27 protein-coding genes are annotated in these 23380 nt (G+C 66.0%); 16 read left to right on the top strand and 11 right to left on the bottom strand.

Annotation, left to right across the window (positions count from 1 at the left end; translation table 11 throughout):
* Positions 1–11: 11 nt before the first annotated feature.
* Together cynS and AU185_RS14375 are read right to left on the bottom strand one after the other, a co-directional pair.
* Positions 12–467, bottom strand: coding sequence for a cyanase (cynS, locus tag AU185_RS14380; RefSeq protein ID WP_059099789.1), 456 nt, complete (start codon positions 465–467; stop codon positions 12–14).
* A gap of 55 nt (positions 468–522) precedes the next feature.
* Positions 523–825: a DUF4193 domain-containing protein gene (locus AU185_RS14375; protein ID WP_059099790.1), complete on the bottom strand. Its 303-nt coding sequence runs from the start codon at positions 823–825 to the stop codon at positions 523–525.
* A 104-nt stretch (positions 826–929) separates the two neighbouring features.
* Between AU185_RS14375 and thyX the strand changes: the two genes are divergently transcribed.
* The 3 genes from thyX to AU185_RS14360 are packed head-to-tail and all read left to right on the top strand — an operon-like array spanning position 930 to position 4288.
* Complete coding sequence (gene thyX / locus AU185_RS14370) at positions 930–1682, top strand: FAD-dependent thymidylate synthase (RefSeq protein WP_059099791.1); 753 nt, start codon at positions 930–932, stop codon at positions 1680–1682.
* Between the two features lie 24 nt (positions 1683–1706).
* Positions 1707–2609 (top strand): 4-hydroxy-tetrahydrodipicolinate synthase, encoded by a 903-nt coding sequence (gene dapA / locus AU185_RS14365; protein ID WP_059099792.1) that lies wholly within the window; start codon positions 1707–1709, stop codon positions 2607–2609.
* A complete protein-coding gene (locus AU185_RS14360) occupies positions 2609–4288 on the top strand; it encodes a ribonuclease J (RefSeq protein ID WP_059099793.1) in 1680 nt (559 codons plus the stop codon). The genes dapA and AU185_RS14360 overlap by 1 nt, the downstream gene beginning before the upstream one ends.
* Positions 4289–4290: 2 nt before the next feature.
* On the opposite strand, the gene AU185_RS14355 is transcribed toward AU185_RS14360, so the two are convergent.
* The gene (locus AU185_RS14355) at positions 4291–5106 is read right to left on the bottom strand and encodes a mycofactocin-coupled SDR family oxidoreductase (RefSeq protein WP_059099794.1); all 816 of its coding nucleotides are present in this window, start codon (positions 5104–5106) and stop codon (positions 4291–4293) included.
* Complete coding sequence (locus AU185_RS14350) at positions 5106–5420, bottom strand: putative quinol monooxygenase (protein ID WP_059100127.1); 315 nt, start codon at positions 5418–5420, stop codon at positions 5106–5108. The genes AU185_RS14355 and AU185_RS14350 overlap by 1 nt, the downstream gene beginning before the upstream one ends.
* A 136-nt stretch (positions 5421–5556) precedes the next feature.
* On the opposite strand from AU185_RS14350, the gene AU185_RS14345 reads away from it, so the two are divergent.
* Positions 5557–8028: an FtsK/SpoIIIE family DNA translocase gene (locus AU185_RS14345; protein ID WP_172800389.1), complete on the top strand. Its 2472-nt coding sequence runs from the start codon at positions 5557–5559 to the stop codon at positions 8026–8028.
* Between the two features lie 48 nt (positions 8029–8076).
* Here AU185_RS14345 and AU185_RS14340 read toward each other — a convergent pair whose 3' ends face one another.
* On the bottom strand, positions 8077–8586 hold the full coding sequence (locus tag AU185_RS14340; protein ID WP_172800218.1) for an amino-acid N-acetyltransferase: 510 nt from the start codon (positions 8584–8586) through the stop codon (positions 8077–8079).
* A gap of 41 nt (positions 8587–8627) precedes the next feature.
* Here AU185_RS14340 and pgsA point away from each other — a divergent pair, with 41 nt between their 5' ends.
* From pgsA to pspM, 4 genes are all read left to right on the top strand, one after another.
* Complete coding sequence (gene pgsA, locus AU185_RS14335) at positions 8628–9224, top strand: CDP-diacylglycerol--glycerol-3-phosphate 3-phosphatidyltransferase (protein ID WP_059099796.1); 597 nt, start codon at positions 8628–8630, stop codon at positions 9222–9224.
* Between the two features lie 154 nt (positions 9225–9378).
* Positions 9379–9699 (top strand): transcriptional regulator ClgR, encoded by a 321-nt coding sequence (clgR, locus tag AU185_RS14330; protein ID WP_059099797.1) that lies wholly within the window; start codon positions 9379–9381, stop codon positions 9697–9699.
* 113 nt (positions 9700–9812) lie between these two features.
* A complete protein-coding gene (gene pspA, locus AU185_RS14325) occupies positions 9813–10628 on the top strand; it encodes a phage shock protein PspA (RefSeq protein WP_059099798.1) in 816 nt (271 codons plus the stop codon).
* 12 nt (positions 10629–10640) lie between these two features.
* Positions 10641–11471, top strand: a complete 831-nt coding sequence (gene pspM, locus AU185_RS14320) for a phage shock envelope stress response protein PspM (protein WP_059099799.1) — start codon at positions 10641–10643, stop codon at positions 11469–11471.
* A gap of 8 nt (positions 11472–11479) precedes the next feature.
* On the opposite strand, the gene AU185_RS14315 is transcribed toward pspM, so the two are convergent.
* Positions 11480–11920 carry a limonene-1,2-epoxide hydrolase family protein gene (locus AU185_RS14315; RefSeq protein WP_059099800.1) on the bottom strand — a complete coding sequence of 147 codons (441 nt, stop codon included), beginning with the start codon at positions 11918–11920 and terminating at the stop codon, positions 11480–11482.
* A gap of 42 nt (positions 11921–11962) precedes the next feature.
* On the opposite strand from AU185_RS14315, the gene AU185_RS14310 reads away from it, so the two are divergent.
* The 6 genes from AU185_RS14310 to AU185_RS14285 all read left to right on the top strand — a co-directional run bounded on the left by AU185_RS14310 (position 11963) and on the right by AU185_RS14285 (position 17364).
* Positions 11963–13135: a glycosyltransferase gene (locus AU185_RS14310; protein ID WP_059099801.1), complete on the top strand. Its 1173-nt coding sequence runs from the start codon at positions 11963–11965 to the stop codon at positions 13133–13135.
* A gap of 9 nt (positions 13136–13144) precedes the next feature.
* A complete protein-coding gene (locus AU185_RS14305) occupies positions 13145–13339 on the top strand; it encodes a DUF3046 domain-containing protein (protein ID WP_059099802.1) in 195 nt (64 codons plus the stop codon).
* A 250-nt stretch (positions 13340–13589) separates the two neighbouring features.
* Positions 13590–15722, top strand: a complete 2133-nt coding sequence (recA, locus tag AU185_RS14300) for an intein-containing recombinase RecA (protein ID WP_059099803.1) — start codon at positions 13590–13592, stop codon at positions 15720–15722.
* Positions 15688–16215, top strand: a complete 528-nt coding sequence (gene recX / locus AU185_RS14295; RefSeq protein ID WP_059099804.1) for a recombination regulator RecX — start codon at positions 15688–15690, stop codon at positions 16213–16215. The genes recA and recX overlap by 35 nt, the downstream gene beginning before the upstream one ends.
* A gap of 60 nt (positions 16216–16275) precedes the next feature.
* A complete protein-coding gene (locus AU185_RS14290; protein ID WP_059099805.1) occupies positions 16276–16533 on the top strand; it encodes a hypothetical protein in 258 nt (85 codons plus the stop codon).
* Between the two features lie 9 nt (positions 16534–16542).
* Positions 16543–17364 (top strand): TIGR03560 family F420-dependent LLM class oxidoreductase, encoded by an 822-nt coding sequence (locus tag AU185_RS14285; protein ID WP_059099806.1) that lies wholly within the window; start codon positions 16543–16545, stop codon positions 17362–17364.
* Between the two features lie 19 nt (positions 17365–17383).
* Here the strand turns inward: AU185_RS14285 and AU185_RS14280 are convergent, their stop codons facing one another.
* From AU185_RS14280 to AU185_RS14265, 4 genes are read right to left on the bottom strand one after another with little or no spacing between them, the layout of a single operon-like run.
* Positions 17384–18265 (bottom strand): amino acid ABC transporter permease, encoded by an 882-nt coding sequence (locus tag AU185_RS14280; RefSeq protein ID WP_059099807.1) that lies wholly within the window; start codon positions 18263–18265, stop codon positions 17384–17386.
* Entirely contained in the window at positions 18262–18945 is a 684-nt protein-coding gene (locus AU185_RS14275) for an amino acid ABC transporter permease (RefSeq protein WP_059099808.1), read from the bottom strand. The genes AU185_RS14280 and AU185_RS14275 overlap by 4 nt, the downstream gene beginning before the upstream one ends.
* Before the next feature lie 27 nt (positions 18946–18972).
* On the bottom strand, positions 18973–19785 hold the full coding sequence (locus tag AU185_RS14270; protein ID WP_059099809.1) for a glutamate ABC transporter substrate-binding protein: 813 nt from the start codon (positions 19783–19785) through the stop codon (positions 18973–18975).
* A gap of 29 nt (positions 19786–19814) precedes the next feature.
* Positions 19815–20543 carry an amino acid ABC transporter ATP-binding protein gene (locus tag AU185_RS14265; protein WP_172800233.1) on the bottom strand — a complete coding sequence of 243 codons (729 nt, stop codon included), beginning with the start codon at positions 20541–20543 and terminating at the stop codon, positions 19815–19817.
* 157 nt (positions 20544–20700) lie between these two features.
* On the opposite strand from AU185_RS14265, the gene miaB reads away from it, so the two are divergent.
* Together miaB and AU185_RS14255 are read left to right on the top strand one after the other, a co-directional pair.
* Positions 20701–22254, top strand: a complete 1554-nt coding sequence (gene miaB / locus AU185_RS14260; protein ID WP_059100129.1) for a tRNA (N6-isopentenyl adenosine(37)-C2)-methylthiotransferase MiaB — start codon at positions 20701–20703, stop codon at positions 22252–22254.
* Positions 22242–22838: an Rv2732c family membrane protein gene (locus AU185_RS14255; RefSeq protein WP_059099811.1), complete on the top strand. Its 597-nt coding sequence runs from the start codon at positions 22242–22244 to the stop codon at positions 22836–22838. The genes miaB and AU185_RS14255 overlap by 13 nt, the downstream gene beginning before the upstream one ends.
* Before the next feature lie 20 nt (positions 22839–22858).
* On the opposite strand, the gene AU185_RS14250 is transcribed toward AU185_RS14255, so the two are convergent.
* A complete protein-coding gene (locus AU185_RS14250) occupies positions 22859–23380 on the bottom strand; it encodes a copper chaperone PCu(A)C domain-containing protein (protein ID WP_059099812.1) in 522 nt (173 codons plus the stop codon).

Raw genomic sequence — 23380 nt, 5'->3', positions numbered from 1 at the left:
AACGGCCGGTCCTACTCTTGAGCCGCGGTCCAGTCGTAAGGCAGGAACTTGCCGTCGAACGTCACCACGACGCGGTCGCCGCCGGGATGCGGCTTGCGCTGAACGTCGACACTGAAATTGATGGCACTCATGATGCCGTCGCCGAATTTCTCATGGATGAGCTCCTTGATGGCGCCTCCATAGACCTGGAGTGCCTCGTAGAAGCGGTAGATCGTCGGGTCGGTGGGTACCGCAGTCGGCAGGCCGCCGCGCATGGGAACCGCCGCCAACACCGGTATCGCCGCGTTGTCGAGCCCGAGCATCTCCACGACCACCTCGCCGGCCTCGACCGGAATCGGGTGTTGGCCGAGCAGGGCTGCGACCGTCCACACCACCGGCTTGTCGATGGCGTCGGCGAGCTCCTGCCAGCTGAGCCCCTTCGCCAGTCGCGCCGCGGTGATCTCGGCGGTGATCTCGTCTCTGGTCATGCGGTCCCTTCCTTGTGCACCGGTTTCGCACACTCGAGCCCCGCTCGGTTGAGCGTCAGGCGCAGTCGGCGCAGACCATCCGGTCGCCCGACCGCAGGGCCAGCCGGCTGTGGTGCTGCACCAGGAAGCAACTCGAGCAGGTGAACTCGTCGGCCTGCTTGGGAATCACCCGGACGGTGAGCTCCTCACCCGACAGGTCGACGTCGGGTAGGTCGATCGAGTCGACCGGGTCGCCGTCGTCGACGTCGAGCACCGCCACATCGACCTGTCCGCGGCGCTTTGCAGCGATCGCCTCGAGCGACTCGTCGACCGCCTCGTCGCTGTCCTTCACGCGGGGTGCGTCGTAATCGGTTGCCATCAGTCACACTCCCTCTCAAGATCGGTCCTTGAGTAACACCGATTGAGAAGGGGTTTGTTCCCGCTGCGCCCGAGGCCGAAACCTGGTCCACGTTAGGGTGAGCCGTGGCCGAGACCACGCCTCTGCGCGTCCAACTGATCGCCAAGACCGAGTTCACCCCGCCGCCGGATGTGCCGTGGAGCACCGACGCCGACGGCGGGCCGGCACTCGTCGAATTCGCCGGTCGTGCGTGCTATCAGAGCTGGTCCAAGCCGAATCCGCGCACCGCCACAAACGCGGCCTACATCCGGCACATCATCGACGTTGGGCATTTCTCGGTGCTCGAGCATGCATCGGTTTCCTTCTACATCACCGGGATCTCGCGGTCATGCACCCACGAGCTGATCCGCCACCGGCACTTCTCCTACTCCCAGCTGTCGCAGCGCTACGTCCCCGAGCGCGACGCTCAGGTGGTGGTGCCTCCGGGTATCGAGGACGACCCCGAGCTGACGGAGATCTTCGCCGCCGCCGCCGACGCCAGCCGATCCACCTACATCGAACTGCTCGACCGCCTCGAGGCCAAATTCGCCGATCAACCTAACGCGGTCCTTCGGCGCAAACAGGCACGCCAGGCCGCGCGGGCGGTCCTGCCGAACGCCACCGAGACCCGGATCGTCGTCACCGGCAACTACCGGGCATGGCGGCACTTCATCGCGATGCGGGCCAGTGAACACGCCGACGTGGAGATCCGCCGGCTGGCCATCGAATGCCTGCGCCGACTCGTCGATGTCGCACCGCAGGTATTCAGCGACTTCGAAATCTCTGCGCTGGCGGACGGCACCGAGGTCGCCACGTCCCCTCTGGCCACTGAAGCGTGACGGTAAGCGAGTAATCTGAGCCCCGTGAGCACCAGCGGAATCGACGTAACGGCCCAGTTGGGCACCGTGCTGACCGCAATGGTGACTCCGTTCAAGCCCGACGGCTCGCTGGATACCGACGCCGCGGCCCGGTTGGCGAATCGACTCGTCGACTCCGGGTGTGACGGTCTGGTGCTGTCGGGGACGACCGGTGAATCGCCGACGACCACCGACGAAGAGAAGCTTGCGCTGGTACGGGCCGTGCTCGAGGCCGTCGGCGACCGCGCGCGCATCGTCGCCGGCGTCGGTACGTACGACACTGCCCACAGTGTGCACGGAGCCAAGCTCGCGGCAGCCGAGGGTGCCCACGGGCTGTTGGCGGTGACGCCTTACTACTCGCGGCCGCCGCAGGCCGGCCTGGTTGCGCACTTCAATGCGATCGCCGATGCGACGGACCTGCCGGTCATCCTGTACGACATCCCGCCGCGGTCGGTCATCCCGATCATGTGGGACACCATGCGCAAGCTTGCCGAGCATCCCAACATCGTGGCCGTCAAGGATGCCAAGGGTGATCTGCATGGTGGCGGCCAGATCATCGGCGAAACCGGGTTGGCCTACTACTCCGGCGACGACGCGCTGAACCTGCCGTGGCTCGCGATGGGGGCCGTCGGCTTCGTCAGTGTCTGGGCTCATCTAGCCGCGAGCCAGCTGCGGGACATGTTGTCGGCCTTCCAGTCCGGCGATATCGCGACGGCCCGCAAGATCAACGTAACGCTGGGGCCGTTGAGCGACGCTCAGGCACGTCTCGGTGGGGTGACGCTGTCGAAGGCGGGTCTGCGGCTGCAGGGCTTCGAGGCCGGTGACCCGAGGCTGCCGCAGATGCCCGCCACGGCCGAACAACTCGACGCGCTGGCCGCCGATATGCGGGCGGCCGCGGTGCTGCGGTAGTGAACGAAGAACTCAACCCACCGGGGCCACTGGCTCCCGGCGCATTGCGGGTCACCGCGCTCGGCGGAATCAGCGAAATCGGCCGTAACATGACCGTTTTCGAGCATCTCGGCCGGTTCCTGATAGTCGACTGCGGTGTGTTGTTCCCGACGCACGACGAGCCCGGCGTCGATCTGATTCTGCCCGACCTGCGCCTCATCCAGGACCGCCTCGACGACGTGGAAGCCCTGGTGCTCACCCATGCGCACGAGGACCACATCGGTGCCATCCCCTTCCTGCTGAAGCTGCGACACGACATCCCGGTGGTCGGTTCGAAGTTCACGCTCGCGCTGGTTGCCGAGAAGTGTCGTGAACACCGGATCAAGCCGGTGTTCATCGAAGTCGACGAGGGCCAGAGCTCCAGACACGGCGTGTTCGAATGCGAATACTTCGCGGTCAACCACTCGATACCCGGTTGTCTGGCGATCGCCATACACACCGGCGCCGGCACCGTGCTGCACACCGGGGACATCAAGCTCGACCAGTCCCCGCCCGACGGCAAGCCCACCGATCTGCCAGGCATGTCACGACTGGGCGATGCTGGAGTGGACCTTTTCCTGTGCGACTCCACCAACGCCGAGATTCCCGGTGTCGGACCGTCGGAAAGCGAGATCGGGCCGAACATGCACCGGCTGATCCGCAGCGCTCAGGGACGCGTCATCGTGGCCTGCTTCGCATCGAACGTCGGTCGCGTGCAACAGATCATCGACGCCTCGGTGGCGCTCGGCCGCAAGGTGGCATTTGTCGGCCGGTCGATGGTCCGCAACATGGGAATCGCCAAGGAGCTTGGCTACCTGACGCTGACCAACGATGACGACATCATCGACATCGGCGCCGCGGAGATGATGGCGCCCGAGCGGGTCGTGCTCGTCACCACGGGAACCCAAGGCGAGCCGATGGCGGCGCTGTCGCGGATGTCGCGGGGTGAGCATCGCAGCATCACCCTGACGGCGGGCGACCTCATCATCATGTCGTCGTCACAGATACCCGGCAACGAGGAAGCGATCTTCGGTGTGCTCGACGCGCTGGCCAAGATCGGCGCCCGTGTCGTCACAAATGCACAAGTGCGCGTTCATGTTTCGGGCCACGCATATGCCGGTGAGTTGCTCTTCCTCTACAACGGCGTGCGACCGCGCAATGTGATGCCCGTCCACGGCACCTGGCGGATGCTGCGAGCCAACGCGGGTCTCGCGGCGCGCACCGGCGTTCCCGAGGACAACATCGTGCTGGCCGAGAACGGTGTCAGCGTCGATCTGGTGGCGGGTCGAGCATCGATCGCCGGTGCGGTACCGACGGGCAAGATGTTTGTCGACGGTCTGGTCACCGGGGATGTGGGCGACGCCGTGGTCGGTGACCGGCTCACGCTCTCTTCGGGATTCATCGGTATCACCGTCGTGGTCCAGCGTGGTACCGGCAAGCCCGCGGCACCGCCGCATCTACACTCGCGCGGATTCAGCGAGGACCCAAAGGCGCTGGAGCCTGCCTGCCGCAAAGTCGACGAGGCGCTCGAAGCGCTTGTCGCGGAACGGGTGACCGACGTCAACCGCATCGCCCAGGCCGCGCGGCGAGCCGTCGGCAAGTGGGTGGGGGAGACCTACCGCCGTCAGCCGATGATCGTGCCGACGGTCATCGAGGTGTAGCGTCAGCGCTTGTTGATGTAGCCAGCGTCGACGGGCAGCGTCACACCGGTGATGTAGCGCGCGGCGTCTGAGACCAGGAACGCGACCGCGTTGGCGATGTCGTCGGGGTCGAGGGTTTCGACCGGCAGCGCGTTGCCCATGTCGATGGGCTTGCCGGTCTGCGTGACGACCTCGTCGAGCCACCGCTGGATGAACTCGTTGTTGATCATCGGCGTATCGACGCCCGCCGGGTGTATCGAGTTGACCCGAATATTGTGCGGCGCAAGCAGGTTCGCGTAGACCCGCATCAGCCCGACGATACCGTGCTTTGCGGCGGCGTAGCCGATCGAGCCGGAATCGTCGCTTCCGCCGCCGACGAGGCCCATCACCGAACTGATCAGCACCACCGCGCCGCCGCCGCGCTCGGTCAGCGGCTGGCGGCTCACCTCGATCGTATGGAAGACGCCGGTCAGGTTGACGTCGATCACGTCACGCCAACCGGTCTCGCCTGACTTCATCGGTGCGATTCCGGCGTTGGCGATCATGATGTCGAGCCCGCCGAACTCGTCGAGGCCCGCCTGCAGCGCGCCTTGCAACGACTCGTGGTCGCGAACGTCGGCCTGGTGAGCCACTATTCGCGCGCCGGTGTCCTCGACGAGCTTCACTGTCTCGGCCAGCTCATCCGCCGTCGCAAGGGGGTACGGGACCGACGCGATCTGCTCGCAGATGTCGACCGCGATGATGTCGGCGCCATCGGACGCCAGCTTGACGGCTTCTGCCCGTCCCTGGCCCCTGGCCGCGCCGGTGATGAAGGCGACCTTGCCGTCGAGCGGAGCCATCAGGGACGCAGTGCTCCCTTGCTCGGATCACCGGCGACGACCGGTTGCAGCATCTTGATGTCAGGTGAGCCGTCGAGGTGCTCGCCTACCGTGCCGAACAGCGTCGCGACCGCGGGCGACTTGCTGTGCTCCTGCAGCGCATCGGCGTCGGCCCACTGCTCGACGAAGATGAACGTCCCGTCGGCCTCATGCAGCGAGTACAGATCGCACCCGGGTTCGGAGTGCACCGCCTCCATGGCCTTCTTGCACGCCTCTCGAACGGTGTCGACGGACTCGGGCTTGGCTTTCATGGTGGCGATGATGGTGACGGGCATGGCGATGAACTCCTCGGTGCGGGGTGGCCGGACGGGAAACACCCTACTCAGCGAACCTAACTAAATTTTTGGATACCCATCTGTGACCTGTGTGGCAGATGGTGGTTCTGGGGCTCAAGGGACTAGGCTTACAGGCATGCCTAGTAAGACCGCCGCCCGCTCTGGGAACCGTTCGAGCAGGTCAAAGGCCGGTTCGCGATCGGGCAGCCGGACGGCGCCCCGTCGTAAACCGGCGCCGCGCCGGACCACGTCGCCGATCTCGTCGGCCGGCGCCACGGTAGGCCGTGGGGTGCGGGCGGGGTGGCTGATGCTGGCCAAGGGTGCCGGCAGCACCGCGCGTTCGGTCGGTCGTGCCCGCGATCTCGAACCCGGCCATCGCCGCGACGGCATCGCGCTTGCGCTGCTCGGTCTCGCCGTCGTCGTCGCGGCGAGTTCGTGGTTCGGCGCCGCTCGGCCGGTGGGCGAATGGCTCGACACCTTCCTGCGGACGTTGATCGGCGCTGCCGTCGTGCTCGTTCCGCTTGCGGTGGCGGCCGTCGGCGTCACGCTCATGCGCACCGAACCGGACCCGGACGCCAGGCCGAGGCTGATTCTCGGCTCGACGATGATCGCGTTGCCTGCCCTCGGGTTGTGGCACCTGTGGGCCGGCTCCCCCCAGGCTCCAGCCGACCGGCAACACGCCGCGGGCTTCTTCGGCTTCGCGATCGGCGGTCCGCTCTCAGACGGGCTGACACCGTGGATCGCCGCGCCACTGTTGTTCATCGGTGTGCTGTTCGGTGTCCTGCTGGTGACCGGGACCACGATCCGCGAAGTGCCGTCGACGGTGCGGGCGATGTTCTCCGCGCGGGGCTTCGGCGATTATGACTATGACTACGACGATTACGACGACGAGGACACGGCCGTCATCGCGGAGCGCGAGGACTTCTCCGACGGGTATTACGACGACTCATTCCCGCCCGGCGACGATGCGGCGCGCGCGTGGCCCACCGGCACGCCCATGGAGAACTATCCCATCGAGGACGAGGCGCCGACGGTTCCCGAGCCAACCGCCAAGTCCCGCAAGAAGAAGCCGGCCAGACAGCAGAGTCTGTCGCTGGACCGCGTGGTCGACGGACCGTACGCGCTGCCGCCACTCGATCTGCTGATCGCCGGCGATCCGCCCAAACGCCGCAGCGCGGGCAATGACCGGATGATCGAGGCCATCAGCGAGGTGCTGGACCAATTCAAGGTCAATGCTTCGGTCACGGGTTGCACCCGCGGCCCGACCGTCACCCGGTACGAGGTCGAACTCGGCCCGGGCGTCAAGGTCGAGAAGATCACTGCGCTGCAACGCAATATCGCCTACGCGGTCGCGACCGAGAGCGTACGGATGCTCGCGCCGATCCCCGGCAAGTCCGCGGTCGGCATCGAGGTACCCAACGTGGACCGGGAGATGGTGCGCCTGGCCGACGTGCTCACCGATCCGACCACCCGCGGCGATCACCACCCGTTGGTCATCGGCTTGGGCAAAGACATTGAGGGTGAGTACATCTCGGCCAACCTCGCCAAGATGCCGCACCTGCTGGTGGCCGGGTCGACCGGGTCCGGCAAGTCGAGTTTCGTGAACTCGATGCTGGTGTCTCTACTGGTGCGGGCCACGCCCGAGGAGGTCAGGATGATCCTGATCGACCCGAAGATGGTGGAACTCACGCCCTACGAGGGGATTCCGCATCTGATCACGCCGATCATCACCCAGCCGAAGAAGGCCGCCGCCGCGCTGGCGTGGCTGGTGGAGGAGATGGAGCAGCGCTACCAGGACATGCAGGCGTCGCGGGTGCGCCACATCGACGACTTCAACAAGAAGGTGCGCTCCGGTGAGATCACCGCACCGTTGGGCAGCCAGCGCGAGTACAAGCCGTACCCGTATGTCGTCGCCATCGTCGACGAGTTGGCCGACCTGATGATGACCGCGCCCCGCGACGTCGAGGACGCGATCGTGCGCATCACGCAGAAGGCCCGCGCCGCAGGTATCCATCTGGTGCTGGCCACGCAGCGGCCGTCGGTGGACGTCGTCACCGGCCTGATCAAGACCAACGTGCCGTCGCGGCTGGCGTTCGCCACGTCGTCGCTGACCGACAGCCGCGTCATCCTCGACCAGCAGGGCGCCGAGAAGCTGATCGGCATGGGCGATGGGCTGTTCCTGCCGATGGGCGCGAACAAGCCGCGTCGACTGCAGGGCGCGTTCATCACCGACGAGGAGATCCACGCCGTCGTCGAGGCCACCAAGGCGCAGGCCGAGCCCGAGTACACCGAGGGTGTCACGACCGCGAAGACCACCAGTGAGCGCACCGACGTGGATCCCGACATCGGCGACGACATGGATGTCTTCCTGCAGGCGGTCGAACTCGTGGTGTCCAGCCAGTTCGGATCCACCTCGATGTTGCAGCGCAAACTGCGGGTCGGGTTCGCCAAGGCGGGCCGGCTGATGGACTTGATGGAGACGCGCAACATCGTCGGGCCGAGCGAGGGCTCCAAGGCGCGCGAGGTGCTCGTCAAATCCGACGAGCTGGCGGCGACGCTCGCGTCGATCCGCGGTTCGGACACCGGCAGCGACGACGAGTCCGAGTGATTTCGGTGTAGTTAGTTGCGGCGAAGGCAACCAACTACACCCAAATCGCTACAGAGTCAACAGCATTCGCGTGTTGCCGAGGATGTTGGGTTTGACGAAGGACAGGTCGAGGAACTCCGCGACACCGGTGTCATACGAACGGCACATCTCCTCGTAGACCTCAGCGGTGACCGGGGTACCGTCGATCTCCTTGAACCCGTGTTTGGTGAAGAACTCGACTTCGAAGGTGAGCACGAAGATGCGCTCGAGGTGCAATTCGCGGGCCACGTCGAGCAGCCGATCGACGATCGCATGCCCGACGCCGTGGCCCCTGACCTTCGGGTGCACAGCGACGGTGCGCACCTCGCCAAGGTCGGACCACAGCACGTGCAGCGCGCCACACCCGATCAGTTCGCCGTCTCTCTCGGCGACCCAGAACTCCTGTACGGCTTCGTAGAGCGTCACCAGATTCTTCTCCAGCAGGATCTTGCCGGAGTAGATGTCGACCAGAGCCTTGATGGCGGGGACATCCGAGGTTCGCGCACGCCGCACGACGACCTCGCAGGATTCTGCGCTCACAGGTGGAGAGTATCCGTTTGAGCAACCGATATTCTGTTGCGGTGCCGGGCCAACCCCATACAGATCCGCTGGCTCCGCGCGCCCGCGTAGCGAACATCGCGAACGTGCTCACCGGCGTGCGGATGGCGTTGGTTCCCGTTTTCCTGGTGGTGCTCTTCGTCGGTGATGGCCATGAAACCTTCTGGCGCATAGCGGCATTCGTGGTGTTCAGCGTCGCCGTGATCACCGACCGATTCGACGGGGCGCTGGCCCGCAGCTATGGCATGGTGACCGAATTCGGCACACTGGCCGATCCGATCGCCGACAAGGCCCTCATCGGTGCGGCGCTGATCGGGCTTTCGATACTGGGCGACCTTCCGTGGTGGATCACGGCGGTGATCCTGATTCGCGAGATCGGCATCACCGTGTTGCGGTTCGCCGTGCTGCGGTTCGGGGTGATCCCCGCCAGTCGGGGCGGCAAGCTCAAGACCCTGGTGCAGGCCGTGGCGATCGGCCTGTTCGTGCTGCCGCTGTCGGGTGCGTGGCTGTCTTCGGCCTGGGTGATCATGTGGGCGGCGCTGGTCCTGACGGTGGTGACCGGCGTCGACTACGTCGTCTCCGCGATCAAGGACTCCAAGGGCCGACCCGCTGATCGGTGACCCGCGCACCGGTCGCGGCCCCGCCGATCGCAGCAAGACGACTGTGGTTCAACAGTGATCTGCGCCATCCGGGAACCAACCGCCCCGCATGCGGCGTTGCCCTAGTACACCGCCCTTTACAAGGCCCAGCCACTGACTCCGGAGGGAGAGCACGATGACGGCATTGCTTCGCGAGGTGATCGGCGACGTGCTGCGTCGGGCCCGCGTCGACCAGGGGCGCACCCTGCGCGAGGTATCCGATACCGCGCGGGTCAGCCTGGGCTATCTCTCCGAGGTCGAACGCGGGCGCAAGGAAGCCTCGAGCGAACTGCTCGGCGCGATCTGCGGCGCTCTCGACATTCCGCTGTCCCGGGTGCTTTCCGACGCCGGTCTGGAGATGGAGCGCGAGGAGCGTGCCGCGTTCGCCGGGGCAGCCAACATCGACGCCACCACCAAGGTGGTCATCCCGCAGGTCGTGTCGATGGCGGTCGCCTGAGCCCGGTCGGACACTGAGTGGGTGTGGCGATGCGCGCTGACCCGATAGATTGGGCAGCACGGTAAGCCGGGCGGCGAGTCCGAGACAACGACACGAAGGCGGAGTGAACTGACATGGCCAATCCGTTCGTCAAGGCGTGGAAGTACCTCATGGCGCTGTTCAGCTCGAAGGTCGACGAGTACGCCGACCCGAAAGTGCAGATCCAGCAGGCCATCGAGGAGGCTCAGCGCCAGCACCAGGCGTTGACGCAGCAGGCCGCCCAGGTGATCGGAAACCAGCGCCAGCTGGAGATGCGGCTCAACCGCCAACTCGCCGACATCGAGAAGCTGCAGGTCAATGTCCGCCAAGCGCTGACGCTGGCCGATCAGGCCGTTGCCTCCGGCGATGCCGCCAAGGCAACCGAGTACAACAACGCCGCCGAGGCGTTCGCCGCGCAGCTGGTGACCGCCGAGCAGAGCGTGGAGGACCTCAAGGCCCTGCACGATCAGGCGCTCAACGCGGCCGGCCAGGCCAAGAAGGCCGTCGAGCAGAACGCGATGATGCTGCAGCAGAAGATCGCCGAGCGCACCAAGCTGCTGTCCCAGCTCGAACAGGCCAAGATGCAGGAGCAGGTCAGCTCGTCGCTGCGGTCGATGAGCGAGTTGGCCGCGCCGGGCACCACGCCCAGCCTCGACGAGGTGCGTCAGAAGATCGAACGCCGCTACGCCAACGCGATGGGCGAGGCCGAGCTCGCGCAGAACTCGGTGCAGGGCCGGATGCTGGAGGTCCAGCAGGCGAGCGTGCAGATGGCCGGGCACTCGCGGTTGGAGCAGATCCGCGCCTCGATGCGCGGTGAGCAATTGCCTGCGGGCGGCAATGCCGCGGCCCAGCCCGCGACCCCGGCGGCCAATCCGCAGCAGGCCACGCCGGAAAATCCGCTGTCCCAATAACCGAGGTCACCAGTGAGTTCGCGAACGAGTCGACCGGAGCCGTGGCGCTCGCTGGTGCAGCGTGGTTTCCAGAACGGAATCGACACCGCCGCCGAGTGGTCCGACGTGCTGGCCGCCAAGCTGAACGCCGCCGCGGATCCGCGCGCGAAGTTGCTGCGCAAGCGGCGCTGGGCGCTGCGGCTCACCCTGCTCTTCACGGTTTCCTGTGTGTTCTGGATCGGCGTGACGGGATTGGTGGCGGCGTGGGACACGCCCGCTTGGGCGCTGCTCATCCCATCTCCGATCGCGGTCGGTGCGGCGTTTCTGGCCACGCTGGCATTCCTGCGGTACCGGTGGCTGCGACGCGAGCCGTTGCCGCCGCCGCGATCCCGCGCCACCCGTCGGCTTCCACCGTGGGGGTCGGCCGCCCGTCAGCCGATGGCAGCACTGGCGGCCTCTGAACGCGGATTGTTCTCACTGCTGGGCGTGATGGAGCGCGGACGGATGCTGCCGGCCGACGAGCTTCGCGAGTTGACCGCCGCGGCCAATCAGACCGCAGTGACCATGGCCGCGACCGCGAATGAAGTGGTGTCGATGGAGCGGGCCATCCGGTCGACGCCGCAATCACGCGCCCATCTGACACCCACCATCGCGGCGTTCAGTGCGCAACTCGATCACGGCGCGCGGCAGTACAACGAAATGGTCGGCGCCGCAGCCCAACTGGTGTCCGCGGCAAACGCCGGATCCACCTCTACCTCGCCGATGTGGCAACAGCGCTACCGCGACGAGTTGACCAATGCCACCGACCGCCTGCTCGGCTGGGCCCAGGCGTTCGACGAACTTGGCCACGTCCGCGGCGCGTAACGGCTGAACTACATCGTGGGGCGCAGGGCCGGGAACACCGTCGCGGCGATTCCCCGCAGGATGGCCTTCCCGAAATCCACATAGTCGAAGTAATCGCGCCACAACGTGATTCGGCCGGCATGCACCTCGAAGACCCCGCACACCCAGAACTGCAGACGCACCGGCCCGAGCACAAGCGCATCGGTGCGTTCGGTCAGCACGCTGTTGCCGTCGCCGGCGATGCGATGGATCTTCACCTCGAAACCGAAGCGGCCCTCGCCACGCCGCATCACGCCGATGATGCGTTCGCGACCGCGGATCGTGGGGAGCCCGACGTTCTGCCATTCGGTGTTGTCGGCGAGCAAGCTGTCGGCAGTCGCGAAATCCTCGTCCTGCAGGGCGTAGAGGAAGGTCTCCACCGCTCGGATGTTGTCGACGTCGGTTCTCAGTCCGGAAGCCTGGTCGGTCATGGGCCCAGCCTAGTGCCGAGTCGCTGTGGCAGGGTAGGCCCAATGCGCGTCGCGGTTGTCGCCGGACCGGATCCGGGGCACGCCTTCCCGGCGATCGCACTGTGCCTTCGCTTTCTGGCCAATGGGGATTCGCCCATGCTGCTCACCGGTGTGGAATGGCTGGACACCGCTCACGGCGCCGGGCTGCCCGCCGTCGAACTGCTCGGGCTGGACCCGACCGACAGCGACGACGATGCAGACGCCGGTGCGAAGATCCACCGGCGCGGCGCCCGGATGGCGGTGCTCAACGCGCCGCAGCTGGGCGAGATCGCACCGGATCTGGTGGTCTCCGACGTCATCACCACGGCCGGCGGGTTGTGCGCCGAACTTCTCGAGCTGCCGTGGGTGGAGTTGAACCCGCATCCGCTGTACCGGCCGTCGAAAGGACTGCCGCCGATCGGCACCGGGTTGGCGCCGGGGGTGGGTGTCCGCGGCCGGTTGCGCGACGCGGTGCTGCGTACGCTTTCGGCCCGGTCGTGGCGGGAAGGCGTTCGCCAGCGCGCGGCCGCGCGGGCCGAGATCGGATTGCCGGCAACCGATCCCGGTCCACGCCGAAGGCTGATCGCCACCCTGCCCGCACTCGAGGTGCCGCGGCCCGACTGGCCGGCCGAAGCCGTGGTGGTGGGTCCACTGCACTTCGAGCCGACGTCGACGACGCTGGACATCCCGGCGGGTACCGGTCCCGTGGTGGTCGTCGCGCCGTCCACCGCCACCACCGGCGCCGGCGGCCTGGCCGAGGTTGCGCTGGAGGCACTGACGCCGGGACCGGTGTTGCCGCCGGGATCGCGGGTGGTGGTGTCGCGCCTCGGCGGCACGGACGTCGCGGTGCCGCCGTGGGCGGTCATCGGGCTGGGTAGACAGGACGAACTGCTGTCGCACGCCGATCTGGTGATCTGCGGCGGGGGACACGGCATGGTCGCCAAGACGCTGCTGGCCGGGGTGCCGATGGTGGTGGTGCCGGGCGGCGGCGACCAGTGGGAGATTGCGAATCGTGTTGTGCGGCAGGGCAGCGCGCAACTCGTGCGTCCTCTCAGCCCGGACGCGCTGGCGCGGGCGGTGCGCGAGGTGCTGGCCGAACCCGGCTACCGGGACGCAGCGCGGCGGGCCGGAGCGACGGTTGCCGACGTCGAAGATCCGGTACGGGTGTGCCATGAAGCTCTGATGTCTTCCGCGTAGTTTGGGCTCGTGCGGTTGACGGAATTCCATGAACTCGTCGAGGGACAGTTCGGTCCGGTGCGCGGTGCGTCGCTGCTCGTCGATCACGTGTTGAGCGGATACGGGGGGCGGACCGCCGCGCAGGCCATCGAGGACGGCGTCGACCCGCGGGACGTCTGGCGCGCGCTGTGCTCGGACTTCGACGTCCCGCGCGATCAGTGGTGACTTCTCATACGCGAGCAGACGCAAACTGCCCGCGACACGCCGCCGGAGCGGACATTACGGGTCTGCTCGCCCTTTGACCGGGGCGACACGGCGCGCCTCCTTGCCATCGAACACACGTTCGCTACTGTGGGCAGTGTTCGACGGCTAGATGCTGGTCAGGCCGACTTGTCGGTGGCTGCCTCTAGCGTCACGGCCAACTGATCGAAACCCGATCACCGAACAGCTAGACATCCGAAGGACGGAGACCACCATGGCGCAGGCACCCGACCGCGAGAAGGCCCTCGAGCTGGCACTCGCGCAGATTGAGAAGAGTCACGGCAAGGGCTCGGTGATGCGGCTCGGCGAAGAGGTCCGCCAGCCGATCTCGGTGATCCCGACCGGGTCCATCGCCCTGGACGTGGCGCTCGGCATCGGCGGACTGCCGCGGGGCCGGGTGGTCGAGATCTACGGCCCGGAATCCTCGGGTAAGACCACCGTCGCGTTGCACGCGGTGGCCAACGCCCAGGCCGCAGGCGGCATCGCGGCGTTCATCGACGCGGAACATGCGCTGGATCCGGAGTACGCCAAGAAGCTCGGCGTGGACACCGACGCGCTGCTGGTGAGCCAGCCCGACACTGGTGAGCAGGCGCTCGAGATCGCCGACATGCTGATCCGATCCGGCGCGCTGGACATTTTGGTCATCGACTCGGTGGCCGCGTTGGTGCCACGGGCGGAGATCGAAGGCGAGATGGGCGACAGCCACGTCGGACTTCAGGCCCGGCTGATGAGCCAGGCACTGCGCAAAATGACCGGCGCACTGAACAATTCGGGTACCACCGCGATCTTCATCAACCAGCTCCGCGAAAAGATCGGTGTGATGTTCGGATGTTTCAACTACAGCACTCGCGTTCAGTTGGCCGACGGGATGACCGAGAAGATCGGCAAGATCGTCAACCAGAAAATGGACGTCGAGGTGTTGTCCTACGATCCGGATACCGACCGAGTCGTTCCGCGTAAGGTGGTGAACTGGTTCAACAACGGTCCCGCCGAGCAGTTCCTGCAGTTCACTGTCGAGAAGTCGGGCGGAAACGGTAAGTCCCAATTCGCTGCCACGCCTAACCACCTCATCCGGACTCCAGGCGGATGGACCGAGGCAGGCGACCTGATTGCCGGCGACCGGGTGATGGCTACCGAACCGCATCGACTCAGCGATCAGCAGTTTCAGGTCGTGCTCGGTTCCCTGATGGGTGACGGCAACCTGTCGCCCAACCGGCGAGACCGCAACGGCGTGCGATTCCGGCTCGGACACGGCGCCAAGCAGATTGGCTACCTGGAGTGGAAGACGGCGCTCATGGGTAACATCGCTCACTCGCTACGTGAAAACGACAGGGGCGCACGGTTCGTCGACTTCACCCCGCTGCCTGAGTTGGGAGAGTTGCAGCGCGCGATGTACCTGGGCGACGGCAAGAAGTTCCTGTCCGAGGAGTATCTGAAGGCGCTCACGCCGCTGGCTCTTGCGATCTGGTACATGGACGACGGCTCGTTCACCGTTCGGTCCAAGGGACTGCAACAGCGAACCGAAGGCGGCAGCGGCCGTATCGAGTTCTGCGTGGAAGCGATGAGTGAAGGGTCGCAAGTGCGGCTCCGCGATTATCTGCGCGATACCCATGGCCTGGACGTGCGGTTGCGCAAGTCGGGTGCCACGGGTAGGGCGGTAATGGTCTTTTCGACAGCCGCTAGTGCGAAGTTCCAGGAAATGGTGGCGCCATATATGGCGCCGTCGATGGAGTACAAACTGCTCCCGCGGTTCCGTGGGCTCGGCACGGTTACGCCGCAATTCGTGGAGCCGTCCCAGCGCCTGGTGCCTGCCCGGGTGCTCGACGTTCATGTCAAGCCGCATACCCGTTCAATGAACCGATTCGACATCGAGGTCGAGGGCAATCACAACTACTTCGTCGACGGCGTGATGGTGCACAATTCTCCTGAAACGACAACGGGCGGAAAGGCTTTGAAGTTCTACGCCTCAGTCCGCTTGGATGTCAGGCGAATCGAAACGCTCAAGGACGGCACTGACGCGGTCGGTAACCGCACCCGCGTCAAGGTCGTCAAGAACAAAGTTTCGCCGCCCTTCAAACAGGCTGAGTTTGACATCCTGTATGGCAAGGGGATCAGCAAGGAAGGCTCGCTCATCGACATGGGTGTCGAGCAGGGCTTCATCCGCAAGTCCGGGTCGTGGTTCACCTACGAAGGCGAGCAGTTGGGTCAAGGCAAGGAGAACGCCCGCAACTTCCTGCTCGAGAACACCGACGTGGCCAACGAGATCGAGAAGAAGATCAAAGAGAAGCTCGGCATTGGCGCCGTGATCACCGATGACGAAGTCCTGCCCGCCCCCGTCGACTTCTGAGGTCACGCGCGAGGAGCAGGCGCACAACCTGTGTCTGCGCCTGCTCACCGCGCGGGCCCGCACTCGGGCCGAACTCGAAGAAAAGCTGGCCAAACGGGGGTACCCCGACGACGTCAGCGCCCGCGTGCTCGAGCGGCTCACCCAGGTCGGCCTCATCGATGATGCCGACTTCGCCGAACAGTGGGTCCGCTCCCGTCAGCTGAACGCGGGTAAAGGCAAGCGTGCCTTGGCCGCTGAGCTTAGGACGAAGGGCGTGGACAACGACGTGATCGACGCGGCCCTCGCTGACATCGACGCCGATGCCGAACGGTCACGGGCCGAACAACTGGTCGCCGACAAGCTCCGCCGCGAAAAGCTCGACCACGACGGCGACGACGTCAAGGTCACCCGCCGCCTGGTCGGCATGCTTGCGCGCCGTGGCTACAGTCAGTCGATGGCGTTCGACGTCGTCAAAATCGCGTTGGCCAGCGAGCGGGAACGCCGAAGGGTGTAGTTCGCGTCGCAGCCCGCCTAGGGGCTGATCCCTGACGACAAGGTGTGTGACCGTGAAGCCATGCGGCTGACCAACGACTGCTATCTGGTGACATTGCGGTTCAACTCGGGCGAAGAGCACTACTTTCGCGACGGACAGCGGTGGACGAAGGTCACCACACGTGGCCGCAGGATGCCCGCGACTGCCGAACAAGTGATGAACCATCTGCTGCCCGCACTCGCCGGCGTGAAGCCCGGCATCGAGGTAACCGTCGAGCACCGCGATCTCGACCACGCCGCAGCCGAAGCTCTGGATCGGTTGCGGACGGCCAACGGGTAACTTGCGATCATGCAGTTGTCTGTCAAGCTGGCACCCACCTTCGACTATGCCGTCCTCGAGCGGTTCTGGCGGACGGCTGACGAACTCGGGTTCCCGGCCGTGTGGAACTACGACCACTTCTATGGACTCGTCGACCCGACGACGCCCACCCTCGAAGGCTGGACCAGCCTCGCCGCGATGGCCGTCGTGGTGCGGCGCGCACGAGTGGGCTGCCTGGTCACCGGCGTCACCTACCGCAACCCGGCAGTGCTGGCGAAAATGGCCGTGACCGTCGACCACATCTCCGGTGGGCGGATGGACTTCGGTCTCGGCGCCGGCTGGCACGAGGACGAACACCGTGGCTACGGCATCGACTTCCCGTCGCCGGGGCAACGCGTCGCGATGGTGGACGAAGCGCTGACCGTCATCCGCCGGCTGTGGACCGAGGAGGCCGTCGACTTCACCGGCCGCTTCTTCACGCTCCGCCAAGCGCGCTGCGACCCGAAACCGGTCCAGCGTCCGCATCCGCCGATCGTGGTTGGCGCGTCGCAGCCCAAGATGCTCAGCGTCGCCGCCCGGCATGCCGACGAGTGGAACATGCCGAGCACCGGTCCGCAGGAGTGGGCGGCGGCCAGTAGCCGCCTCGACGCCGCCTGCGAGGCCGAATGCCGCGATCCGTCCTCGATCCGTCGAGGTGTGCAGCTGTTCCTGCACCCGAACCAACCGGATCAGGTCGATGGCCAGCTCGACTCCATCGCTGAGTACGCGCGGCTCGGCTGTCAGCATGTCGTGCTGTCCTTCTATCAGCCGCCCGACGACTCGCTGCTGCGCCGATGCGCGGAGCTGATCTAGCGGTCCGAAAGTCCTGACATCACACGGCTTTTGCGCCGGGCGCGCCTTCCTGCTCGACCGCCTCCGTGTCAAGGGGCGCCGGACCGCGACGCGACCGCCGCATTCGCGCTTCCACCGCCGTGGCCACCGAGGACAGCGTGAAATTGACACTGATCATCAACACGGCCACCACAATCAGCGCCGGCAGCAGATTGCTGTATGCCGTACCCATCTGCACACCCTGGCGCACCAATTCGAGGAACGTGATGATGTAACCGATCGCGGTGTCCTTGAGCACCACAACGAGTTGCGAGATCAGCACCGGCAGCATGGACGTGATCGCTTGCGGCAACAAGATGGAGCGCATCGTCTGACCCCACGTCAAGCCAAGCGCGAAGGCCGCCTCGGACTGTCCGCGGGGAAGCGCGTGGACGCCGGCCCGAACGATTTCGGCTATGACGGCGCCGTTGTACAGAGTGAGCCCAGTGATGACGGCGGCGAGCGCCAGGTGCTTGGACGGAAACATGTCGTAGGCCGCGTAGAGCGCGAACGCGAACAGCATCATGATCAGCACCGGCACCGCACGGAAGAACTCGACGATCACCGCACACACCCAGCGAATCAGGCTGTGCGTCGAAAGTCGGCCTACGCCAAGCACGAATCCGAGGGCCAAAGCCAACACGATCGACACCGCGGCAGCCGTCAACGTGCCCTGCACGCCGGGCAGCACGTAAGTCCTCCACAGGTCGGCCGTCAGGAACGGTCTCCATTTCGCAACGGTGAGCTGGTCCTTGGCGGCCATCTGAATCAACACCGCCAGCAGCACCAACGCGGTGACCAGGACGACAAGAGCCGTCACCACCCAGTTTCGGATCCGTGCCCGGGGACCGGGCGCGTCGAAAAGAACCGATGCCGAGCTCATCTGGTGACCGCCATCCGCTTACCCAGCCATCCGAAGAACAAGCCGGTCGGCAGCGTCAGGATGACGAAACCGGCGGCGAAGATGGTTCCGACGGTCAGGATCGCCGCGGTGTTCTCGATCATCTCCTTCATCAACAACGCGGCCTCGGCCACCCCAATCGCCGCGGCGATTGTCGTGTTCTTGGTCAACGCGATCAACACCGACCCGAGCGGGATGATGACCGCGCGAAAAGCCTGTGGCAGCAGGATAAGCCGCAAATTCTGTCCGAACGTCAGACCCAGTGACCGCGCCGCCTCGGCCTGGCCCAGCGGCACGGTGTTCACCCCGGAACGCACCGTTTCGCACACGAACGCGGCGGTGTACAACGCCAGTCCGAGAACCGCCAACCGAAAGTTGCTGTCCTCGATCGACGTCAGCGATTCGGGATCCACCAGCGTGATCCCCATGGTGTCCGCCAGCCCGAACGAGCAGAACAGGATGACCAGCGTCAGCGGGGTATTACGCACCACGTTGACGTATGTCGTTCCGAGCCAGCGAAGCACCGGTACCGGCGCCAGCCGCATCGCCGCCAGCACCGTGCCCAGCACCAGCGCCCCGATACCGGAGTAGACCGTCAGCTGAATCGTCGTCCAGAACGCCTCGACGATCTGGCCGACCGGGTAGCCGGGGAGAACCTCCACCTCACCTCCTCCGAGGGCGGAGGCCTGTCATCTCTGGGTGATCTGCGGCGGTTGCGGGGCGGGAATGCCGGCCGCGCCGAGGTTTTCGTCCCACGCCTTCTTCCAGGAGCCGTCCTGCTCCATCTTGGCGAGTGCGTCGTTGATCTGCGTCAACAGTTCGGAATCACCCTTCTTCAAACCGATTCCGTAGCGTTCCTCGGAGAACGTGCCACCGACGACCTTGAAGACGCCCGGGCTCTGAGCCGCGTAACCCGCGAGGATCACCTCGTCGGTGGTCACCGCGTCGATGCGACCGTTCTTCAACGCTTCGATGCACGCCGAGTACGTGTCGTACTGCTGCAGCTGAACGCCGGGAAACTTGTCCTTGATCCGTTGCGCCGGTGTCGATCCCGACACCGAGCACAGCTTCTTGTTGTTCTCCAGCGACGCCTCGCCGGTGATGTCGGTGTTGTCCTCGCGCACCAGCAGGCTCTGTCCGGTGACCAGGTACGGCCCCGCGAAGTCAACCTTCTCCTCACGGGCATCGGTGATCGAGTAGGTCGCGACGATGAACTTCACCTGGCCGTTTTGGATCAGCGTCTCGCGTTGTCCGGACGGTGCTTCTTTCCACTCGATCTTGTCCTCGCCGTAGCCGAGTCGCTGGGCGACATACTTGGCCACGTCCACGTCGAAGCCGCTCATGGTGCCGTCGGGATTCTTGAGTCCCAGGCCGGGCTGATCGAACTTGGTGCCGATGACGATCGTGTCGCCGTCGCCCCCGCCTCCGCATGCCGTCGCCGCCAGCGGCAGCGCGACGACGAGCGCGAGCGCCCCCACAACGCGCTTCGAGATTGATGGCATCCGTTTCCTTTCGACTGATGATCGCTCGACTAATGGTGAAGGATCTTGCCGAGAAAGTCCTTCGCACGTTCGCTTTTCGGGTTGGTGAAGAACTCATCGGGCTCGGCCGCCTCGACGATCGCGCCGTCGGCCATGAAGACCACGCGGTTGGCCGCGCCGCGGGCGAAACCCATTTCGTGTGTCACCACCAACATCGTCATGCCGTCTTTAGCCAGCGACGTCATCACGTTCAGCACTTCGTTGATCATCTCCGGATCCAGCGCGCTGGTCGGCTCGTCGAAGAGCATGACCTTCGGGTTCATCGCCAGAGACCGCGCGATGGCGACCCGCTGCTGCTGGCCACCCGACAGCTGCGCCGGATACTTGTCGGCCTGATCGGCGATGCCGACCCGCTCCAACAGTTCCATCGCCTTCTGGCGGGCCTCGGCCTTCGACTTCCTGCGCACCTTCATCGGCGCCAACGTGACGTTGTCCAGGATCGTCTTGTGGGCGAACAGGTTGAACGACTGGAACACCATGCCCACGTCGGACCGAAGCTCCGCGAGCTTGCGCCCCTCTTCGGGCAGCACCTCACCGTCGATCGCGATGGTGCCGGAGTCGATGGGCTCGAGCCGATTGATGGTGCGGCACAACGTCGACTTGCCCGAGCCCGACGGCCCCAGCACCACGATCACCTCGCCGCGATTCACCTCGAGGTTGATGTTCTTGAGCACATGCAGGTAGCCGAAGTGCTTGTTGACGCCCGACATGGAGATCATCGGTGCGGACGACCGGGTCGGATCGGCCTGGTCGCCATCCGACCCGCTCGTTTCCATGGGAGCAGACCTTACCGAGGGAGTGTCCGGCGTGCCCGGAACTGGAGAATCCGCCCGGATCGCCATACTGACCAGCCCGTACCATGGGCCCGTGACTTCGATGGTGACGCGAGAGGCGGCGGCTGACCAGGCCGTTCGTCGCAACGCGACCGGCGAGTCCGCTCCCGCGCGGGCGCAAGGTCGCACCTACCAGGTGCGCACCTACGGCTGCCAGATGAATGTGCACGACTCGGAGCGGCTTGCGGGGTTGCTGGAGGCCGCGGGGTACCACCGGGCCACCGACGGCGAGGACGCCGACGTGGTGGTGTTCAACACCTGCGCCGTACGCGAGAACGCCGACAACAAGCTCTACGGCAACATCAGCCACCTGGCGCCTCGCAAGCAGGCCGATCCCGATATGCAGATCGCCGTCGGCGGCTGCCTGGCCCAGAAGGACCGCGACGCCGTGTTACGCCGCGCGCCGTGGGTGGACGTCGTGTTCGGCACCCACAACATCGGATCGCTGCCCACGTTGCTGGAGCGCGCCCGACACAACCGGGCCGCCCAGGTCGAGATCGTCGATGCGCTGCAGGAATTCCCGTCCGCCCTGCCCGCCGCACGCGAATCCGCATACGCCGCTTGGGTGTCGATCTCGGTGGGCTGCAACAACACCTGCACGTTCTGCATCGTGCCCGCGCTGCGGGGCAAGGAAGTCGACCGCCGGCCCGGTGACGTGCTCGCCGAGGTGCAGACCCTGGTCGATCAAGGCGTTCTCGAGGTGACGCTGCTCGGCCAGAACGTCAACGCCTACGGTGTCTCGTTCGCCGACCCCGCCGAGCCGCGGAACCGGGGGGCGTTCGCCGAACTGCTGCGCGCCTGCGGCCGCATCGACGGGCTCGAGCGGCTGCGGTTCACCTCGCCGCACCCCGCCGAGTTCACCGACGACGTCATCGCCGCGATGGCCGAGACGCCGAATGTCTGTCCGACGCTGCACATGCCGCTGCAGTCCGGGTCAGACCGGATCCTGCGGGCGATGCGAAGGTCCTACCGCGCCGAGCGCTATCTCGGCATCATCGAGCGGGTGCGCGCCGCGATCCCGCACGCCGCGATCACCACCGATCTCATCGTCGGATTCCCCGGCGAGACCGAGGACGACTTCCAAGCCACGCTCGACGTCGTCGCGCAGGCGCGGTTCGCGAGCGCCTTCACGTTCCAGTACTCGAAGCGGCCCGGGACGCCGGCCGCCGAGCTGTCCGAGCAGGTCCCCAAAGCCGTTGTAGCCGAACGTTATCAACGCTTGATCGACCTTCAGGAGAAAATCTCGCTGGAGGAGAACCGCGCGCAGATCGGCCGCACCGTCGAAGTTCTGGTCGCGACGGGCGAGGGTCGCAAGGACGCCACCACGGCCAGAATGTCGGGCCGTGCCCGCGACGGCCGCCTGGTGCATTTCGACCCGGAGCGGCTCGACATCCGGCCCGGCGACATCGTGACCACGACGGTGACTGGCGCCGCCCCGCATCACCTGATCGCGGACTCGGCCGTGCACAGTCACCGGCGCACACGGGCGGGGGATGCCCACGCCGCCGGCCGGCGACCGCGCACCGGCGTGGGACTCGGCATGCCGGGCGTCGGCGCGCCGACCGAAACGCCGACAGCGACAGGATGTGCGCGATGACGTCGCCCGACGACAACGGTTTTGAGGAGTACAAGAGCGACATCGAAGCCGCCGAACGCCGCGTCGCGGGTGAGATCGATCCCGGCGCGCGGGCTCTGGTCATCGCCATCGGCGTCTTCGTGCTGCTGGTGTCGTTCGTGCTGCCGCACACCGGGGACGCCCGCGGATTGGACGTTTTGATCGGCGGCGAAACAGCGGCCCGCGAGGGGATCTCCCTGCCGTCGCGCGTATTCGCTTGGCTGGTACTGGTATTCGGCGTCGGATTCTCGATGCTGGCCCTTCTCACCCGGCGTTGGGCGCTGGCGTGGGTCGCGTTGGCCGGGTCGACGGTGGCGACGTTGCTCGGCCTGCTCGCGGTGTGGTCACGCCAAACGGCAGCCGACCCCTATCCGGGGCCCGGGATCGGGCTCATCCTCGCGTGGATCGCGGTGGCGCTGGTGACGTTTCACTGGGCCCGCGCCGTGTGGTCGCGCACCGCGCTGCAACTGGCCGCCGAGGAGGAACGCCGCAGGGCGGCCGCCGAGCGGCAGAAGAGGGGACTGCTCGACGGCCTCGACGACGACAACGGTTCGACCGAGCGCTGACCGACCCAACGGCGGACGGCCTACTTCTGAGTGGGACAGGCCTCGATCGGAACCTTCATCACGAGGTCGCCCTGCTTGTCGAAGTGAAACGTCATGTCCACCGACTTGCCCGGCGTCGCCGATTCCCGAAGCCCCTCGACGCTGGCCGTGAAGGGCTGATCTGCGGCGCCGTCGTTGACGTCTTCGATCGGTTGACCGGCGGCGATCGACGTCTCGGGCGGAATCTGCAGCGTCGCATCGGGAGACAGCCGAATCGCCTCGGCGGCCGGTGTCTCGATGCCGAGCAGGCGTTCGGGCTCGGTGATCCGGTTGTTCGTCACCGTGAACGTGAGCGCCGCCGCATCGCCGACCTGGATGGCGCACGACCCCGGTATGAAGCGCGGCACGATGAAGGCGTTCTCGACCGACGTCGTCTCGGTCTCCGAACCCGCGCCCCGGTTCGACGAGTCCATGTTCGGGTCGCCGCCGCAACCGGCGACCAGGACGCTAGTCACCAAACCGGCCGCCGCAACACGACGCCGTGAAACGATCAGTGTCTTCAT

This window comes from Mycobacterium sp. GA-0227b, assembly GCF_001499855.1.
GTDB lineage: Bacteria > Actinomycetota > Actinomycetes > Mycobacteriales > Mycobacteriaceae > Mycobacterium.
This window is presented reverse-complemented; position numbering and strand designations above follow the sequence as displayed.

Bases quoted from the DNA above. Each gene is read 5' to 3' on its own strand.
- cynS (WP_059099789.1), bottom strand. From the start codon at position 467: ATGACCAGAGACGAGATCACCGCCGAGATCACCGCGGCGCGACTGGCG.
- AU185_RS14375 (WP_059099790.1), bottom strand. From the start codon at position 825: ATGGCAACCGATTACGACGCACCCCGCGTGAAGGACAGCGACGAGGCG.
- AU185_RS14355 (WP_059099794.1), bottom strand. From the start codon at position 5,106: ATGGCTCCGCTCGACGGCAAGGTCGCCTTCATCACCGGCGCGGCCAGG.
- AU185_RS14350 (WP_059100127.1), bottom strand. From the start codon at position 5,420: ATGCCCGTCACCATCATCGCCACCATGAAAGCCAAGCCCGAGTCCGTC.
- AU185_RS14345 (WP_172800389.1), top strand. From the start codon at position 5,557: ATGCCTAGTAAGACCGCCGCCCGCTCTGGGAACCGTTCGAGCAGGTCA.
- clgR (WP_059099797.1), top strand. From the start codon at position 9,379: ATGACGGCATTGCTTCGCGAGGTGATCGGCGACGTGCTGCGTCGGGCC.
- pspA (WP_059099798.1), top strand. From the start codon at position 9,813: ATGGCCAATCCGTTCGTCAAGGCGTGGAAGTACCTCATGGCGCTGTTC.
- AU185_RS14315 (WP_059099800.1), bottom strand. From the start codon at position 11,920: ATGACCGACCAGGCTTCCGGACTGAGAACCGACGTCGACAACATCCGA.
- AU185_RS14310 (WP_059099801.1), top strand. From the start codon at position 11,963: ATGCGCGTCGCGGTTGTCGCCGGACCGGATCCGGGGCACGCCTTCCCG.
- recA (WP_059099803.1), top strand. From the start codon at position 13,590: ATGGCGCAGGCACCCGACCGCGAGAAGGCCCTCGAGCTGGCACTCGCG.
- recX (WP_059099804.1), top strand. From the start codon at position 15,688: ATGACGAAGTCCTGCCCGCCCCCGTCGACTTCTGAGGTCACGCGCGAG.
- AU185_RS14290 (WP_059099805.1), top strand. From the start codon at position 16,276: ATGCGGCTGACCAACGACTGCTATCTGGTGACATTGCGGTTCAACTCG.
- AU185_RS14285 (WP_059099806.1), top strand. From the start codon at position 16,543: ATGCAGTTGTCTGTCAAGCTGGCACCCACCTTCGACTATGCCGTCCTC.
- AU185_RS14280 (WP_059099807.1), bottom strand. From the start codon at position 18,265: ATGAGCTCGGCATCGGTTCTTTTCGACGCGCCCGGTCCCCGGGCACGG.
- AU185_RS14270 (WP_059099809.1), bottom strand. From the start codon at position 19,785: ATGCCATCAATCTCGAAGCGCGTTGTGGGGGCGCTCGCGCTCGTCGTC.
- AU185_RS14265 (WP_172800233.1), bottom strand. From the start codon at position 20,543: ATGATCTCCATGTCGGGCGTCAACAAGCACTTCGGCTACCTGCATGTG.
- miaB (WP_059100129.1), top strand. From the start codon at position 20,701: ATGGTGACGCGAGAGGCGGCGGCTGACCAGGCCGTTCGTCGCAACGCG.
- AU185_RS14255 (WP_059099811.1), top strand. From the start codon at position 22,242: ATGTGCGCGATGACGTCGCCCGACGACAACGGTTTTGAGGAGTACAAG.
- AU185_RS14250 (WP_059099812.1), bottom strand. From the start codon at position 23,380: ATGAAGACACTGATCGTTTCACGGCGTCGTGTTGCGGCGGCCGGTTTG.